This is a genomic window from Streptomyces sp. NPDC088097 (assembly GCF_044741845.1).
Taxonomy (GTDB): Bacteria; Actinomycetota; Actinomycetes; order Streptomycetales; family Streptomycetaceae; genus Streptomyces.
The window spans coordinates 158,374-174,321 of record NZ_JBIUTJ010000012.1; the positions used below are offsets into that span (position 1 = coordinate 158,374).

Consider the following 15,948-nt stretch of genomic DNA (forward strand, 5'->3'; position numbering starts at 1 on the left):
CCCGGACACCTTCTACGCTGGTCCCCTGATGACCCGCAGCTCCCACATCCCGCCCGCGCCCCTCCCCCAGCGGTCCGGCATCGACCCGGTCCGCATGCGCCTGCCTCCCGACCCCGAGGGCCGCTGGGCCCTGCTCGGCGACTACCTGACCGAGCGCTACGCCGGCACCCGCGGCGCCGAGTCGATGGCGCGGCTCCTGGACACCGGCCGGGTGCTGGGCCCGGGCGGTCGCGTCCTGCGCGCGGAGGACCCGTACGAGCCGGGCGGCTGGCTCTGGTACCACCGGGACATGCCCGCCGAGCCGCGGGTGCCGTTCCCCATCCGGGTGGTCCACCGTGACGGGCACCTCCTGGTGGTGGACAAGCCGCACTTCCTGGCGACGACCCCGCGCGGCAGCCACGTCACCGAGACGGCCCTGGCGCGGCTGCGCCGGGAGCTGGACCTGCCCGCGCTCAGTCCCGCGCACCGCCTGGACCGGATGACGGCCGGGCTGGTGATGTTCAGCATCCGTCCCGAGGACCGCGGCGCCTACCAACTGCTGTTCCAGGAGCGCCGGGTCCACAAGCGGTACGAGGCCCTCGCCCCCCACGACCCGTCCGTCGACCTGCCCCGGACGGTGCGCAGCCACATCGAGAAGGTCCGCGGGGTGATGGCGGCGACCGAGCTGCCGGGCGTCGAGCCCAACGCGGAGAGCCTGGTCGAGCTGGTGGAGACGCGGGGAGCACTGGGCCGCTACCGGCTGACCCCGCACACGGGCCGCACCCACCAGCTGCGCGTGCACATGAACAGCCTGGGCCTGCCCATCCTCGGGGACCCGGTCTACCCGGTGGTGGCCGCGCCCACCGACCCGGCGGACTTCCGGCGCCCCCTGCAACTGCTGGCCCGCTCCCTGGCCTTCACCGACCCGGTGACCGGCGTCGACCACCGGTTGGAGACGGGGCTCACCCTCCGGGCGTGGGAGGACCCGACGGGCTGGGAGACCGGCCCGGAACCCGAGGGCGCCCAGGCCCCCTAGAGTCGCGTGACCCCGGCGATGCGGAGCGCCGCGTCGGCGGCGGCCTCCGCGAAGTCCGCCACCGGGCGGGCCGGGTCGGAGCGGCGGATCAGCATGACGCCCTCGATCAGCCCGAAGACGAGGTCGTTGCGCAGGCTCAGCCCGGCGGCGTCGGCGGCGAGTTCGGCGCCGACGGGGGTCTGGGCGAGCAAGGAGCGGTAGGCGTCGCGCAGTTCGTCGCGCATGCGCCGGAAGGGCGCGAAACGCGCGCCGCGCAGCTCGGGCAGCAGGTAGAGGGCGCCCAGGTTGTACGGGCCCCCGCAGAGCAGCAGGACGTCGGCGCGGCACAGCTCCCACAGCCGGCGGACGGCGGGCCGGTCGGGGTCGGCGAGGAGTGCGTGGGACAGGGCGAGCGAGGGCTCGACCGTCGATTCCAGGAGTTCGGCGAGGAGTTCCTCCTTGCCGCGGAAGTAGTGGTACATGGTGGCCTGGCGCAGACCGGCCCGTTCCGCCACCGCCCGGGTGGTGGTGGCCGCGTACCCCTTGACGGTGAAGAGTTCGGCCGCCGCGCAGAGGAGTTCCTCGCGCGGCGGCCGGTCGCTCCGCTGCCTCAGCCGGTCGGCACGGGGCCGACCGACGCGTCTCGGGCCTTCGGCCGTTCCCCCGCTCATGGTCCGATCGTCCCACAGGACCCATGGAATCGATCATGGCAAGAGATGAGATCTGCCCGCCGGACAGCTTGGAGGAACATCCAAAAGCAGCTACCCGCTTGGCTACCCGACGGAGCTGTAGGCCACCACGCCCCGCAGCAGGGACTCGACGGCCTTGCGGGCGTTGCGCGCCACCGTGCTCCCGCCGCCCGACGCGGCGGAGGAGGACGGAGCCGCAGCGGCGATCTGCCCCAGTACGTCGATGACCTGCTTGCACCAGCGCACGAAGTCGCCGGCCGGCATCTCGGCCTCCCGCAGCACCTCGTCCAGGCTCTTGTCGGAGGCCCACTGGTAGGCCGCCCACGCGAAGCCGAGGTCCGGCTCGCGCTGGCCCACGCCCTCCGCCTGGTTGATGTGGTGCTCCTCCTCCAGCGCGTCGAGCCGGCCCCAGATCCGGACCATCTCGCCCAGCGCCGCCTTCGCCGCGCCGTGCGGCACCTTCGGCGCGACCGCGTCATCGGACTGTCGGGCCTCGAAGACCAACGCCGATACGCAGGCGGCCAGTTCCGCGGGGCTGAGCCCCTCCCAGACCCCCTCGCGCAGGCATTCCGAGGCCAGCAGGTCGAGTTCGCCGTAGAGCCGGGCGAGCCTCTTGCCGTGCACGGTGACCTCGTCCTCGCGCAGGTAGTCCAGCTCGGTGAGCAGCGCGTGGATCCGGTCGAAGGTGCGGGCGATGGTGTTGGTGCGGCCCTCGATGCGGCGCTCCAACTGCTGGGTGTCCCGCTGGAGCCGCTGGTAGCGCTCCGCCCAACGGGCGTGGTCCTCGCGCTCGTCGCAGCCGTGGCAGGGGTGGGCCCGCAGCGCGGCGCGCAGTCGGGCGATCTCGCGGTCGTCGGCGGCCGCGGCCCGTCCGGGCCGGTGCCGTTCGGGGGCCAGGTGACCGGCCTTGGTGCGCAGCGCGGTCGCCAGGTCCCTGCGGGACTGCGGGGAGCGGGCGTTGAAGGTCTTGGGGATCCGCATCCGGTCGAGGGCCTCGACCGGGACCGGGAAGTCGATCGCGGCGAGCCGCTTGACCTGCCGTTCGGCGGTGAGGACCAGCGGGCGCGGGCCCTCGGTGTACTCGTACCCGCGGTGCCCGTTGACCCGCCCGGCCGGCACGCCCGGGTCCAGGACCAGGGCGAGGCCCGCGAACTTGCCCGTCGGCACGTGGATGATGTCGCCCGGCTTGAGCTTCTCCAGCGAACCGGCGGCCTGGGCCCGGCGCTGGGCCGCGCCCTGCTTGACCAGATCCGTCTCGCGGTCCTTGAGGTCGCGGCGCAGCCCGGCGTACTCCTCGAAGTTCCCGAGGTGGCAGGTCATGCCCTCGCGGTAGCCGTCGAGACCCTCCTCGTTGCGCTGCACCTGCTTGGAGATGCCGACGACGGAGCGGTCCGCCTGGAACTGCGCGAAGGAGGTCTCCAGGAGTTCGCGCGAGCGGTGCCGCCCGAACTGCTGGACCAGGTTGACGGCCATGTTGTACGAGGGCTTGAAGCTGGAGCGCAGCGGATACGTACGGGTGCCCGCGAGCCCGGCGAGCTGCACCGGGTCCATGGCCCGCTGCCAGAGCACCACCGCGTGGCCCTCGACGTCGATGCCGCGCCGGCCGGCGCGGCCGGTCAGCTGGGTGTACTCGCCGGGGGTGATGTCGGCGTGCTGTTCGCCGTTCCACTTGACGAGCTTCTCCAGGATGACCGTGCGCGCGGGCATGTTGATGCCCAGCGCGAGGGTCTCCGTGGCGAAGACGGCCTTGACCAGGCCGCGGACGAACAGCTCCTCCACGACCTCCTTGAACTTGGGCAGCATGCCCGCGTGGTGCGCGGCGATGCCCCGCTCCAGGCCTTCGAGCCACTCGTAGTAGCCGAGGACGTGCAGGTCCTCCGTGGGGATGGAGGCGATGCGCTCCTCGACGATCTCACGGACCCTCAGACGGGCCGTGTCGTCGTTGAGCCGCAGGCCCGCGAACAGGCACTGCTGGACGGCGGCCTCGCAGGCGGCCCGGCTGAAGATGAAGTTGATCGCCGGGAGGAGGTTGTCGTTGTCGAGGCGGGCGATGACCTCGGGGCGCGAGGGGGTCCAGATCCGGCCGCGGGAGCGCCGTTCGCGCTCGCGGTCGGCCTCGCGGACCATCTTGCCGCGGCGCCGGTCCTTCGGGCTGTAGCTGCGGCTGTTCTCCTCGCGGGCCATCCGCAGCAGGTCGGGGTTGACCTCACGGCGGCTGGAGCCGCGGCCTCCGTGGTCGGACTCCTCCTCGAAGAGGTCGTAGATCCGACGGCCGGCCATGACGTGCTGCCACAGCGGGACGGGCCGCTCCTCGGAGACGATCACCTCGGTGTCCCCGCGCACGGTGTCGAGCCAGTCGCCGAACTCCTCGGCGTTGGAGACCGTGGCGGACAGGGAGACCAGGGTCACCGACTCGGGGAGGTGGATGATCACTTCCTCCCAGACGGCTCCGCGGAACCGGTCGGAGAGGTAGTGGACCTCGTCCATCACCACGTAGCCGAGGCCGCGCAGGGTCTGCGAGCCCGCGTAGAGCATGTTGCGGAGCACCTCGGTGGTCATGACGACCACCGGAGCTTCGGAGTTGACGCTGTTGTCACCCGTCAGCAGGCCCACCTTGTCGGCGCCGTAGCGCTTGACGAGGTCGGCGTACTTCTGGTTCGACAGGGCCTTGATGGGCGTGGTGTAGAAGCACTTGCGCCCCTGTTGCAGGGCGAGGTGCACGGCGAACTCGCCCACGATGGTCTTGCCCGAGCCGGTCGGGGCGGCCACCAGGACGCCCTTGCCGGCCTCCAGTGCCTTGCAGGCCTCGATCTGGTACGGGTCCAGGTCGAATTCGTACATCTCGCGGAAGGGGGCCAGTGCGGTGGCTTCTTCGGCGGCGCGGATCCGTGCAGCGGCGTACCGCTCGGCGGGTGAGAGTTCGTCGGTCATCTTGTCTTCGAGCCTACCCGTCGGCTCCGACAACAGTCGCGATCATTTATACGAGGAGCCGCAGGGCGCCGGGTACGCATGCGGCGGTCAGCGGCAGCGGGGCCAGCGGCTCCCCGTCGGCGTAGGCGCCGAGCCCGGCCGACTCCAGGGTGACCTTCGCGGCCCGGTACACGGAGACCTTGGGGTGGCCGAGGTGGGTCCCCTTGTAGACCTGCGGGAACACCTTCAGCAGGGTGGCCCGGCCGCAGTCCCCCACCACCGTCACGTCGAAGAGCCCGTCGTCCGGCTCCGCGTCCGCGCAGATGCGCATCCCGCCCCCGTACGAGGTCCCGTTGCCGACGGCGACCAGGGTGGCCTCCGTGTCGAAGGCGGGCCCGTCGTCCAGGGTGATCCGGTACGGGAAGGGCTTGAAGGCGGCCGGCTCCATCAGGATGGCCAGGTCGTACTTGAAGCGGCCCAGCGGCAGCCGCATCCGGTTGCCCCGGTCGTTGACCCGCGAGTCGAAGCCGGAGCACAGCACGGTGCCGTACCAGGTGCCGGCCGCCCGGCCCAGGTCGATCTCCCGGATCCGGGCCCCCTTGAGCGCCTCGGCGGCCAGCCGGCCCGCCCCCGCGGGGTCCCGTACGGGCAGTCCCAGCGAGCGGGCGAAGTCGTTGCCGGTGCCCACCGCGACCACCCCGAGCGGGACCAGGGTGCCCGCGACGGCCTGGAGGGCGAGGGAGACCAGGCCGTCCCCTCCCACGGCGATCACCGCGCCGGTGCCCTCGCGGACGGCGGCGCGCAGCGGGCCAGGGCGTCCCCGGCGTCCGTCCCGACGACGGTCCGCACGGAGAATCCCGCGTCCCGGAGCGCGGAAGCGGCCGGTTGCGCGGCGTGCGCGCCCCGGCCGCGTCCGGCGGTGGGATTGACGAAGAGGGTGATCTCGGCGCTCACCCCCGGGAATCTACCGGTCAGGTCGCGTCGTCGTAACCGTTGATCTGGCGCCGTCCGCCGTCGGCCTGCTCGGGTACCGGGGAGGCGGTCGGCTCGGTGCCCGGAGAGGCGATCGGGGCCGGGGTCAGGTCGATCTCGGAGGCCTCGTCGTCGTCGAGACCGGCGTCCGGGTTGTCGCGCCGGCGGCGGCGGTCGTTCATGTGACAGATGCCGAGGGCGAGGAAGTACAGCGTCACGATCGGTGCGGCGAGCGTCAGCATCGTGAGCGGGTCACCGGTCGGCGTCGCGAACGCCGCGAAGACGGTGATGCCCAGGACCATGGCACGCCACCAGCTGCCCAGCCGCTTGGCGCTCAGCACCCCGGTGAAGTTCAGCAGCACCAGCATCAGCGGCAGCTCGAAGGCGAGGCCGAAGACCACGACCATGCGCGTGACCAGGTCGAGGTAGTCGTCGACGGGCAGCAGGTTCTTGACGTGGTCGGGGGTGAAGCCGAGGAGGATCTCCGCGGTCTGCGGGAGGATCTTGTACGCGAGGACGGCGCCGGCGAGGAAGAGCGGCGCGCCGACCGCGACGAAGCTCAGCGCGTACTTCTTCTCGTTGCGGTGCAGGCCCGGGGCGGCGAACGCCCACAGTTGGTACAGCCACACCGGAGCGGAGAGCACGATGCCGGCGGACAGGCCCACCTTGAGCGCGATGGAGAACGGCGCGGTGAGGCCGTTGGTCGTCATCTCGGCGCAGGGGGCGCCGTTGCGCTGGTGGGTGGCTCCGGCGGTGCACCCGACGGACGAGAGCATCGGCTCCAGCAGGAAGTCGATGATCGGTCGGTAGAAGTAGGCCGCGACGGCCGTGACCACGATGATCGCCAAGACCGACTTCAGCAGCCGGTTTCGCAGCTCACGCAGGTGCTCGACCAGCGGCATGCGCCCTTCGGCGTCCCTGTCCCGGTCCTGTTTCCCCTGCTTGCGGGCAGACTTGAGCAACCCACGTCCCTTGTCTCGTTGCAGTTGACTGGCGTGGCGGCCGTGACCGCCGCTCGTCAGGCCTGGGTGGTGCGGTTCGGCTCGTTCACCGGGCGGGCGCTGGTGACGTCACCGGGCGCGGCCTGAATGGTGCGCGGGGCCACGGGAGCCTGCGGGGCCTGGTCGGCGACCGGGGCGGCGGTGGCGGCGTCCTCGGCCTCGCCGTCCTTCTTCATCGCCTTGGCCTCGCTCTTGAGGATCCGGGCCGACTTTCCGAGCGAGCGCGCCATCTCGGGAAGCTTCTTCGCACCGAAGAGCAGCACGATGACAGCGATGATCAGGAGGATCTCGAGGGGCTTCAGGTTGCCGATCATGTGGGTCTTCCTTCTCACCGAAACGGCTGGTTGTGGTGGCCGGGGCGGGTCCGGACAAAAATCCGGTACACCCACTGACATGGATCGTAACCCCCGAGGGTTAACGGCCGGCAATCCCCCGGGGTATCCACGCCCTCGTGCGGGACCGACGGTACGGCCCGCAGCGCCGGGTTTCCATGGGTGTGCGGGCTACAGGTTCGTGGCCTCCGCGCGCGCCGCACGGGCCAGGTCCGCGGCGGCGCGCTCCAGATCCACCGAGGCCTCGGTGATCCGGCGGCTCGCCAGGTCCACCTGCCCGGCGAGCCGCCGGACCTCCAGGAAGACCCGTACGGCCAGTACGGCGAGGACGGCGACCCCGAGGAAGCCCAGGGCAATAGCGAGCATCGGCCACAGCATGGGAGGAGCCTATCCGGCCCGGTCTCACAGGCTGCGCAGGGTGCTCACGCCTCCACCGGTCAGCAGCTCCACGATCCGCTCACCGGCGGGTTTGCGCACCGGGGCGGCGCACTGCGGGCAGGTGAAGGAGTAGAAGGTGGTCCGCCGGCTGCCGCCGATCGCCAGCCGCAGGGCCTGCGCCCCCAGCTCGAAACTGCCCCGGCACTCGGGGCAGGCGGCCTTGAAGGTGACCGGCCCGGCCGCCGCGCCGGCCGCCACCGGCTCCGGGACGGGCCCAGAAGAAGGCGACATCGTTCCCCCGCGCCCTAGACCTGTTCCCCGTACCCCGCCAGCGCCTGCGCGGCGGCCTCGCGCGCACTGCGCGCCAGCTCCGGCGGCGACACGATCCGCCCGTCGCGGCCCAGTCGCAGGGCGAGCCGGCGCAGCGAGCCCGGGTCGGGGGTGCGCAGGATGATCCGCAGCCCCCCGCCGGCCCGCTCCTCGGCGCTGTCGTGCGGGTAGTACTCGGCGACCCAGCGCCCGCCGGGGCCGACCTCGACCACCACCTCCGGGTCCTCGGCGGCCGGCTGCACCAGCCCGACCGACAGGTCCCGGGGCTCGATCGCCGGCGGGTCGGAGCGCTCGTCGAGCAGCCGGATCTCGGCGACCCGGTCCAGCCGGAAGGTGCGCCGCGCCTCCGAGAGGTGGCACCACCCCTCCATGTAGGTGTGTCCGACCGCGAACAGCCGGATCGGGTCGACGGTGCGCTCGGTCAGCTCGTCGCGCGCGGGCGAGTAGTAGCGCAGCCACACCCGCCGCCGCTCCGCGATGGCCCGGTCCACGTCGGCGAAGACCCCTCCCTCGGACTCGAAGGTCACCGACAGCCGCGAGCTGGCCCCGGCCACCTCGCCGGCGGCCGCCTCCAGCTTGGCGGTGGCCCGCAGCAGCGCGTCCCGGTCGCTCTCGCGCAGCCCCGGCAGGGTGGCCACCGCGCGGGCGGCGACCAGCAGCGCGGTCGCCTCGTCGGCGGCCAGCCGCAGCGGTTCCGCGGTGGACTCCCCCGAGGCGTCGGGGTTGCGCCACCAGATGCGCTCCCCGTCGGTGTCGATGTCGAGCAGGTCCCCGCCGCGGAAGCTGGTCCCGCACATGGGCAGCACGTCGAGGTCCGAGATCAGCTCGTCCTCGGTGATCCCGAACGCGCGGGCGACGTCCGCGACGTGCGCCCCCGGGCGCTCGCGCAGGTACGTCACCAGGGACAGCATCCGGCGGGTCTGGTCGATGGCGTTGGCAGCCATGCTGGTACGTCTCCCCCTCAGGGCCTTGCTACGGATCTTGGCTCGCTGCCGACGGTCGCCGGCGCCCGGGTCAGGCCCCGGCGACGGCGCGCAGCCGGTCCACCACGTCGGCCCGCAGATCGGCGGGCTCCAGCACCACGACGTCGGGGCCGAACTCCACGAGCCAGGCGTCCAGCCCGTGCCCGTAGGGGATCTCCAGCTCGTCCCAGCCGTCCCCGCCCCCGCGCACCGCGGTGGCCTTGGCCCGCAGCGGGTATCCCGCGCCGGCCCGCAGCCGGATCAGCGCGGAACGCTCCGCGCCCTCCCCGGCCCAACTCGCCACGGTTTCCCGCACCGTCACCACGTCCGGCACCTCGGCGGTGTACTTCCCCGCGCGCGAACGGACCTTGCCCGTGATCCGCGACAGCCGGAACACCCGCTCCGCCCCGCGGTCGCGGTCGTACCCGGCCAGGTACCAGTGGCCCCGCCAGCACTCCAGCGCCCACGGCTCGACCTGGCGCGGCTCGGGCCGGGCCGCGTTGGACTTGCGGTACTCGAAGACCACCGGCCGCCGGTCCCGACAGGCCAGCATCAGCGGCTCGAAGGCCGCCTCGTGGACGGGGATGCGCGGCTCGATGGCGCTGTGCTGACCCTCGTACGAGTCACCGGCCTCCGGCATGCCGCCCGCCCGCAGCTTCTGCAGGGCGCCGTTGGCCGCGCCCGCGAGCCGGGCCTGCTGCCACACCTTGGCCGCCAGCCCCAGGGCGGCGGCCTCCTCGGCGTCCAGCGACACGGGCGGCAGCCTGTTGCTGTCGCGCCGGGCCAGGTAGCCGGTGTCGCCCTCCAGGTTCTCCACCGTCTCGATCACCAGACCGAGTTCACGCAGATCATCCTTGTCCCGCTCGAACATCCGGTTGAAGGACTCGTCGTTCCCGGCTTCGAGATACGCCTCGATGGAACCGCGCAGCTCACGCTTGCTCAGGGGACGGCGGGTCCCCAACAGACACAGCGCAAGATTCATCAGCCGCTCGGCCTTGGCAATCGCCATCGACGCCGTTCCCCCGCTCCTCGACACACCCTCGTGACCGTTGAAGGTACCGTCCCGGCGCGCCCGGACAAAAGCGAGGGCCCCCGCCTGACGGCGGGGGCCCACGTCGCTGAACGCCGTTGGATCAGGCGGCCATCAGGTCACAGACGAAGATCAGCGCCTCGCCCGGGGCGATCGCGCCGCCCGCGCCGCGGTCGCCGTAGGCGAGGTGCGCCGGGATCGTCAGCTTGCGACGCCCGCCGACCTTCATGCCCTGGACACCCTGGTCCCAGCCCGCGATGACACGGCCGGCACCGAGCGGGAACTGCAGCGCGGAACCGCGGTTCCACGAGGCGTCGAACTCCTCACCGGTGGAGAAGGCCACGCCCACGTAGTGGACCGAGACCATGGAACCGGCCTTGGCCTCGGCGCCGTCGCCCACCCAGATGTCCTCGATGACCAGGTCGGTCGGGACCGGACCCTCGGGGAATTCGATCTCAGGCTTTTCGAGCTTGTCGCTCACGGAACTGCTCCTCATACGTACGAACCGGTCAACCGGAACAGTCTTACACTGCTCCGAGGATGTCGACGACGAACACCAGCGTGGAGTTGGCCGGCAGGTCCTCACCCTTGGCCTGGTCCTTGTACGCCTGCTCCGGCGGGATCACCAGCAGGACGCGGCTGCCGACCTTCTTGCCCACGAGGCCCTTGTCCCAGCCCTCGATGACCTGGCCCTGACCGATCACGGTCGAGAACGGCTGGCCGCTCTTCCACGAGCTGTCGAACAGCTTCGCGGCGTCCTTGCCCTGGTTCGGCGTCCACGCCGCACCGCTGTACTGCATGGTGACGGTCTGGCCGGACTTGACCTCGGGACCCTTGCCCTCGATCAGGACCTTGTCGACCAGCTCCTTCGGAGGGTCGTTCTTCGGGATCGTGAGCGTCGCGGCCTCGTCCTTGTCCGCCTTCACCTGCGGGAGCTCGGACGGGATCGGGGCCTGCGTGCCCTCGACCTTCTTCGGCATGATCGAGTCGATGTCGAGGACGAACACCAGGTTGTCCTTCGGACCGACCCCCAGCTGTTCCTGGCCCTGAGCGCCGAACGCCGCCGCCGGAGGCGCCACGACCAGCACCCGGCTGCCCGCCTTCTTGCCCAGCACCGACTCGCTGAACAGCGGCAGGATCTGCTTCGAGCCGGCCGGCACGATCAGCGGCTGACCGTTCTCGTCGTAGGATCCGGTCAGGTCCTTGCCGCTCTTCCAGATCTTGCCCGTGTACTTCGTGACCACGAGATCGTCCTTCTTGATCTCCGGCCCGGTGCCCTCCTTGAGGGTGTTCACCACGAACTTGCCGCTGGGCTCGCCCTTGGGGACGGTGATCTCGGCCTTCTTGCCCGCCTCACCCGCCACCGTCGGCATCGGGTCGGCGGACACGACCGGCTTCGGGACGTCGGCGGCCTTCGAGGCATCGGCCGACGGAGACGCGGAGTCCTTCTTCCCGGAGTCGTCGCCCCCTCCGCAGGCCGCGGTGAGCATCAGAGCCGGCACGATGAGCGCGGCAGCAAGTCGGCGTCGCACAGTGGTCCTCAGGGTCGCTGGAATGGTCCGGCCTGGACGGCCTGGCGGCCCACTCTACGGCCAACCCCCTCCGAGACGGGGTGCAGGCGTGCGAAGGCCCCGCACGCCACTGCGTACGGGGCCCCCACCGCCGGATCACATCCCGGCGATCAGCTTCTCCACCCGGTCGTCCACCGACCGGAACGGGTCCTTGCACAGCACCGTGCGCTGCGCCTGGTCGTTCAGCTTCAGGTGCACCCAGTCGACGGTGAAGTCCCGCCGCTGCTCCTGCGCCCTGCGGATGAAGTCACCGCGCAGCCTGGCCCTCGTGGTCTGCGGGGGCACGGACTTGCCCTCGAAGATCTTGAGGTCGTTGCAGATCCGTGCCGCCTGCCCCTTGCGCTCCAGCAGGTAGTACAGCCCGCGCCGCCGGTGGATGTCGTGGTACGCGAGGTCTATCTGGGCGACCCGCGGGTTCGACATCGTCATGTTGTGCTTCGCCCGGTAACGCTCGATCAGCTGGTACTTCATCACCCAGTCGATCTCGGTGCCGATCCGGTCCAGGTCCTCCGCGTCGATCGCGTCGAGGGTGCGGCCCCACAGCTCCAACACCTGGTCGACGACGCCCTCACGGATGCCCCGGCGCTCGGCGAAGTCCACCGCCTTGTCGTAGTACTCGCGCTGGATCTCCAGGGCCGAGGCCTCGCGGCCGCTGGCCAGGCGCACCTTGCGCTGACCGGTGATGTCGTGGCTGACCTCGCGGATGGCCCGGATCGGGTTCTCCAGGGTCAGGTCGCGCATCACCGTGCCGGCCTCGATCATGCGCAGCACGAGGTCGGTGGCGCCGACCTTGAGCAGCATGGTCGTCTCGGACATGTTCGAGTCCCCGACGATGACGTGCAGGCGCCGGTAGCGCTCGGCGTCCGCGTGCGGCTCGTCGCGGGTGTTGATGATCGGCCGGGAGCGGGTGGTGGCGGAGCTGACGCCCTCCCAGATGTGCTCGGCCCGCTGGCTGACGCAGTAGACCGCGCCCCGGGGGGTCTGGAGCACCTTGCCCGCGCCGCAGATGAGCTGGCGCGTGACGAGGAAGGGAATCAGGATGTCCGCCAGACGGGAGAATTCACCGTGCCGGGCCACGAGATAGTTCTCGTGACAACCGTACGAATTTCCCGCCGAGTCGGTGTTGTTCTTGAACAGGTAGACGTCGCCCGCGATTCCCTCCTCGTGCAGGCGGCGTTCGGCGTCGACGAGCAGGCCTTCGAGAATGCGCTCGCCGGCCTTGTCGTGGGTGACCAGTTCGATCAGGTTGTCGCATTCGGGAGTTGCATATTCCGGATGCGATCCCACGTCGAGGTAGAGGCGGGCGCCGTTCCGCAGGAAGACATTGCTGCTGCGGCCCCATGACACAACACGGCGGAAGAGGTAGCGCGCCACTTCGTCAGGAGACAGTCGGCGCTGTCCCCTGAACGTGCACGTGACGCCGTACTCGTTCTCCAGCCCGAAAATGCGGCGGTCCATGACTGAACATTACGCCTTCTGCCCCCTTCTGAAACCGGCTTCGAAGGCGGCGTTCCGATCAGTTTTTGATCAACGGGTCCACGACGCCCTCCGCGGACCCCCGATCGGACCCCTCCGCGGAGCCCGCCACGGCCCGGCCGCGACCCCCTCCCGCCATCACGCGCTGAGTGGCCGTCAGGACCAGGAACGCCGCCACGCCCGCGCCGCCGGCCACCGCGAAACCGGCCGGGGTCCCGCCCAGTTCCACCGCCGGACCCGCCACGGCCGTACCGATCGCCGCACCCACCCCGAAGAAGGTCACCAGCCAGGAGAAGGCCTCCGTCACCGTGCCCGCCGGGGCGTGCCGGTCCACGACGATGAACGCGCACGCCAGCGAAGGCGCCAGGAACACGCCCGCCAACGCCGCCAGACCCGCCATCGCCACCGGACCCACCGTCAGCACCAGCGGCAGGTAACACACCGCCAGCAGCCCCACCAGCAGACGCAGTCGCCGCTCGGGCGCTCCCGCCCACTGCCGGGCCCCGTACGACACCCCGCCCGCGAGCGCGCCCAGGCCCAGGGCCGCCATCAGCCAGCCGTACACCGCCTGGCCGCCATGGTCGTCCGCGTACGCCACCGCCGCCACCGTGATCGACCCCAGGGCCGTCCCCACGAAGAAGAACGCGCCCAACAGCGCCAGCAGCCCCGGCGAGCGCAGCGCGCCCAGCCAGTGCGCCTCGCGCGGCTCGGACCGCCAGGCGCGGGAGGGCTCCGAGATGACCACGGACAGCGCCCCCAGCACCCCGATGCCGTTCAGGGCGACCAGCGCGACCGCCGGGGACCACAGCGCCACGAACAGGGTCACCAGCAGCGGACCGACCGTGAACATGATCTCCTGGGCCACGGCGTCCATCGCGTACGCCGCGTGCACGCGATGCTCCTTGCCTCCGAGCACCGACGGCCACAGGGCCCGCAGACCGCCCTCCAGCGGAGGCGTGAACAGGCCCGCGACCACCACCGCCGCGTACGCGGTGAGCGCCGAACCCGTACCGGCCAGCGCCAGCCACACCATGCCCAGCGCCGACACCACGGCCGCGGGCAGCTGTACGCGCGGCTGCCCGTACATGTCCACGGCCCGGCCCAGCAGCGGCTGCCCCACGGCGTTGGCGAGCCCGTACGCCGCGGCGAGCGCGCCCGCCAGGCTGTAGCTGCCGCCCTCGGCCCGGGTGAACAGGACGATCGCGATCGGTCCGGTGCCGTTCGGCAACCGCCCCACGAGCGTGCCCGCCAGCAGCCTCGCGGCGTGCCGGGTCCTGAGCAGCTCCGCGTATCCCGCGGCCATGTCCGCCCCCTTCTGCCCGGACTCCAGCCGGGAGTAAACAAGTAATACGTATAACGTGACTGGTCATACGTACCATGGCCGCAGTTCCCCGGTCCACCCCGCCGACCCCGCGCACCCCCCGCCACCTCGCACTTCAGGAGATCCGTGTGACGAGACCCACCAGCCGCGACGTCGCGAGCGCCGCCGGGGTCTCCCAGGCCACCGTCTCCCTCGTGCTCGGCGACAAATGGCGCGGCCGCGTCTCCGAACGCACCGCCGGCCTCGTCCGCGAGGCCGCCGCCGGCCTCGGCTACCGGCCCAACCTCGCCGCCCGCAACCTCCGCCTCGGCTCCACCCGCACCGCCCTCCTCGTCGTCCCCGCCCTCACCAACGAGTTCTTCGCCCGCGTCTACACCGGCGCCGCCCGCGTCGCGGCGGAACACGGCTTCGGCGTCGTCCTCTACCCCTCCCCCGACGGCACCGGACCCGCCCGCGACCCCTTCGCCTCCGCCCGCGCCGCCCTCGACGGGGTCATCGCCTCCTCCATGGCCGCCGACACCCTCGACGCCATCGGCGGCGACGACCTCCCCCTCGTCATGCTCGACAGCGACCCCGCCTCCGGCGCCGCGGCCGCCCACGTCAACCTCGCCATGGCCGACGGCATGCGCCAGGTCGCCGAACACCTTCTCGGCCACGGCCACCGCCGCTTCCTGCACCTCGCCTCCGCCGTCGACTCCTGGACCTTCGACGTGCGCGCCGAGGCCCTGGCCGCCCTCCTGCCGCTCGACGCCGAGCTGCGCACCGTACGGGCCCCCCTGACCGTGGACGCCGCCCGCACCGCCGTGGAGAGCGCCCTCGCGGCCCCCCACGGCCGACCCACGGCCCTCGTCTGCGACGACGACATCCTGGCCGCCGGAGCCTGCAAGGCCGCCCGACGGCTCGGCCTGCGCGTCCCCGAGGACCTCTCGGTCACCGGCTTCGACGACCTCGCGCTGGCCACCGCCGTGGAACCGGAGCTGACCACCGTCCGACTGCCCGCCGAACGCGTCGGGGAGCAGGGCATGACCGCCCTCCTCGCCGTCCTCGACGGCTCCCCCTGGACCTCCCGCGACCTCCCCGTCGAACTCGTCGTCCGCGACTCCTCGGGTCCCGCCCCCGCAGGCCCCTGAACGCGAAGGGCCCCGGCCCGCCGCGAACGGCAGACCGGGGCCCTCCCCGCAGGCGTACGCCTACTCGGCGTCGTCCTCCGGCACCTCGTCGTTGGACACGGCGTCGGCCCGCACGGCCGCCGTCACGTCCGCCTCCAGCAGCCGCGCCAGCTGCCGGCCCCGGATCCGCTTGAATTTCCGCTGCTGGGCCCGCGTACGGTCCAGCACCGCGACCTCCAGCCGCTCGGCCGGGATCGCCTTGTCCGCGCCGTTCGCCTGGCTGGACAGTGCCTGCACCGCCAGCTTGAGCGCCTCCGACAGGTTCATCCCGTCCTGGTGGCGCTGGTCGAGGAAGGTGCTGATCTGCTCGGCGTTGCCGCCGACCGCGACCGAGCCGTGCTCGTCCACGATCGACCCGTCGTGCGGCAGCCGGTAGATCTGGTCCCCGGCCGCCGTGGCCCCGACCTCCGCCACCACCAGCTCCACCTCGTACGGCTTCTCGCCGGCCGAGGAGAAGATGGTGCCGAGCGTCTGGGCGTAGACGTTCGCCAGCCCACGGGCCGTCACGTCGTCCCGGTCGTATGTGTATCCGCGCAGATCGGCGTAGCGCACGCCGCCGATCCGCAGGTTCTCGTACTCGTTGTACTTGCCGGCGGCCGCGAAGCCGATCCGGTCGTAGATCTCGCTGAACTTGTGCAGCGCGCGGGACGGGTTCTCGCCCACGAAGACGATGCCGTCGGCGTACTGGAGCACGACGAGGCTGCGACCGCGGGCGATGCCCTTGCGGGCGTATTCCGCCCGGTCGGCCATGGCCTGCTGGGGTGACACATAGAACGGAGTCGACACCGGCTGTCCGTCCCTTTCTTCTGGGCT

At 71.7% G+C, this 15,948-nt stretch carries 15 protein-coding genes and 1 pseudogene; 2 read left to right on the forward strand and 14 right to left on the reverse strand.

All coding sequences use genetic code 11. From position 1 onward, the window contains the following. Positions 1-28 precede the first annotated feature (28 nt). Positions 29-1,015 (forward strand): pseudouridine synthase, encoded by a 987-nt coding sequence (locus ACIOD1_RS27525; protein ID WP_365630040.1) that lies wholly within the window; start codon positions 29-31, stop codon positions 1,013-1,015. Here ACIOD1_RS27525 and ACIOD1_RS27530 read toward each other — a convergent pair. The 13 genes and pseudogenes from ACIOD1_RS27530 to ACIOD1_RS27590 form a co-directional block, all read right to left on the reverse strand. Further along, complete coding sequence (locus ACIOD1_RS27530) at positions 1,012-1,665, reverse strand: helix-turn-helix domain-containing protein (RefSeq protein ID WP_365630043.1); 654 nt, start codon at positions 1,663-1,665, stop codon at positions 1,012-1,014. The genes ACIOD1_RS27525 and ACIOD1_RS27530 overlap by 4 nt on opposite strands. A gap of 102 nt (positions 1,666-1,767) precedes the next feature. Then, positions 1,768-4,614, reverse strand: a complete 2,847-nt coding sequence (locus ACIOD1_RS27535; protein ID WP_365630046.1) for a DEAD/DEAH box helicase — start codon at positions 4,612-4,614, stop codon at positions 1,768-1,770. 46 nt (positions 4,615-4,660) lie between these two features. Next, positions 4,661-5,547, reverse strand: a pseudogene (locus ACIOD1_RS27540) (diacylglycerol kinase). A gap of 17 nt (positions 5,548-5,564) precedes the next feature. Continuing rightward, positions 5,565-6,527 carry a twin-arginine translocase subunit TatC gene (gene tatC, locus ACIOD1_RS27545; protein WP_401905245.1) on the reverse strand — a complete coding sequence of 321 codons (963 nt, stop codon included), beginning with the start codon at positions 6,525-6,527 and terminating at the stop codon, positions 5,565-5,567. 56 nt (positions 6,528-6,583) lie between these two features. Beyond that, positions 6,584-6,880: a Sec-independent protein translocase subunit TatA gene (tatA, locus tag ACIOD1_RS27550; RefSeq protein WP_365630052.1), complete on the reverse strand. Its 297-nt coding sequence runs from the start codon at positions 6,878-6,880 to the stop codon at positions 6,584-6,586. A 189-nt stretch (positions 6,881-7,069) separates the two neighbouring features. Beyond that, positions 7,070-7,276 (reverse strand): hypothetical protein, encoded by a 207-nt coding sequence (locus ACIOD1_RS27555; RefSeq protein WP_365630055.1) that lies wholly within the window; start codon positions 7,274-7,276, stop codon positions 7,070-7,072. Between the two features lie 24 nt (positions 7,277-7,300). Then, positions 7,301-7,567, reverse strand: coding sequence for a hypothetical protein (locus tag ACIOD1_RS27560; RefSeq protein ID WP_365630058.1), 267 nt, complete (start codon positions 7,565-7,567; stop codon positions 7,301-7,303). A 14-nt stretch (positions 7,568-7,581) separates the two neighbouring features. Further along, the gene (locus ACIOD1_RS27565; RefSeq protein ID WP_365630061.1) at positions 7,582-8,550 is read right to left on the reverse strand and encodes a WYL domain-containing protein; all 969 of its coding nucleotides are present in this window, start codon (positions 8,548-8,550) and stop codon (positions 7,582-7,584) included. Positions 8,551-8,620: 70 nt separating this feature from the next. Beyond that, entirely contained in the window at positions 8,621-9,577 is a 957-nt protein-coding gene (locus ACIOD1_RS27570) for a WYL domain-containing protein (protein WP_365630064.1), read from the reverse strand. Positions 9,578-9,701: 124 nt separating this feature from the next. Continuing rightward, entirely contained in the window at positions 9,702-10,094 is a 393-nt protein-coding gene (locus ACIOD1_RS27575) for an FKBP-type peptidyl-prolyl cis-trans isomerase (protein ID WP_365630067.1), read from the reverse strand. Between the two features lie 28 nt (positions 10,095-10,122). Beyond that, on the reverse strand, positions 10,123-11,130 hold the full coding sequence (locus tag ACIOD1_RS27580; protein WP_365630070.1) for an FKBP-type peptidyl-prolyl cis-trans isomerase: 1,008 nt from the start codon (positions 11,128-11,130) through the stop codon (positions 10,123-10,125). 135 nt (positions 11,131-11,265) lie between these two features. After that, positions 11,266-12,627, reverse strand: coding sequence for a Pup--protein ligase (gene pafA, locus ACIOD1_RS27585; protein ID WP_250740364.1), 1,362 nt, complete (start codon positions 12,625-12,627; stop codon positions 11,266-11,268). 58 nt (positions 12,628-12,685) lie between these two features. After that, complete coding sequence (locus tag ACIOD1_RS27590) at positions 12,686-13,948, reverse strand: MFS transporter (RefSeq protein WP_401905249.1); 1,263 nt, start codon at positions 13,946-13,948, stop codon at positions 12,686-12,688. Positions 13,949-14,094: 146 nt separating this feature from the next. On the opposite strand from ACIOD1_RS27590, the gene ACIOD1_RS27595 reads away from it, so the two are divergent. After that, complete coding sequence (locus ACIOD1_RS27595; protein ID WP_365630074.1) at positions 14,095-15,096, forward strand: LacI family DNA-binding transcriptional regulator; 1,002 nt, start codon at positions 14,095-14,097, stop codon at positions 15,094-15,096. A 60-nt stretch (positions 15,097-15,156) separates the two neighbouring features. Here the strand turns inward: ACIOD1_RS27595 and prcA are convergent, their stop codons facing one another. Then, the gene (gene prcA, locus ACIOD1_RS27600; protein ID WP_365630078.1) at positions 15,157-15,921 is read right to left on the reverse strand and encodes a proteasome subunit alpha; all 765 of its coding nucleotides are present in this window, start codon (positions 15,919-15,921) and stop codon (positions 15,157-15,159) included. Positions 15,922-15,948: the final 27 nt, after the last annotated feature.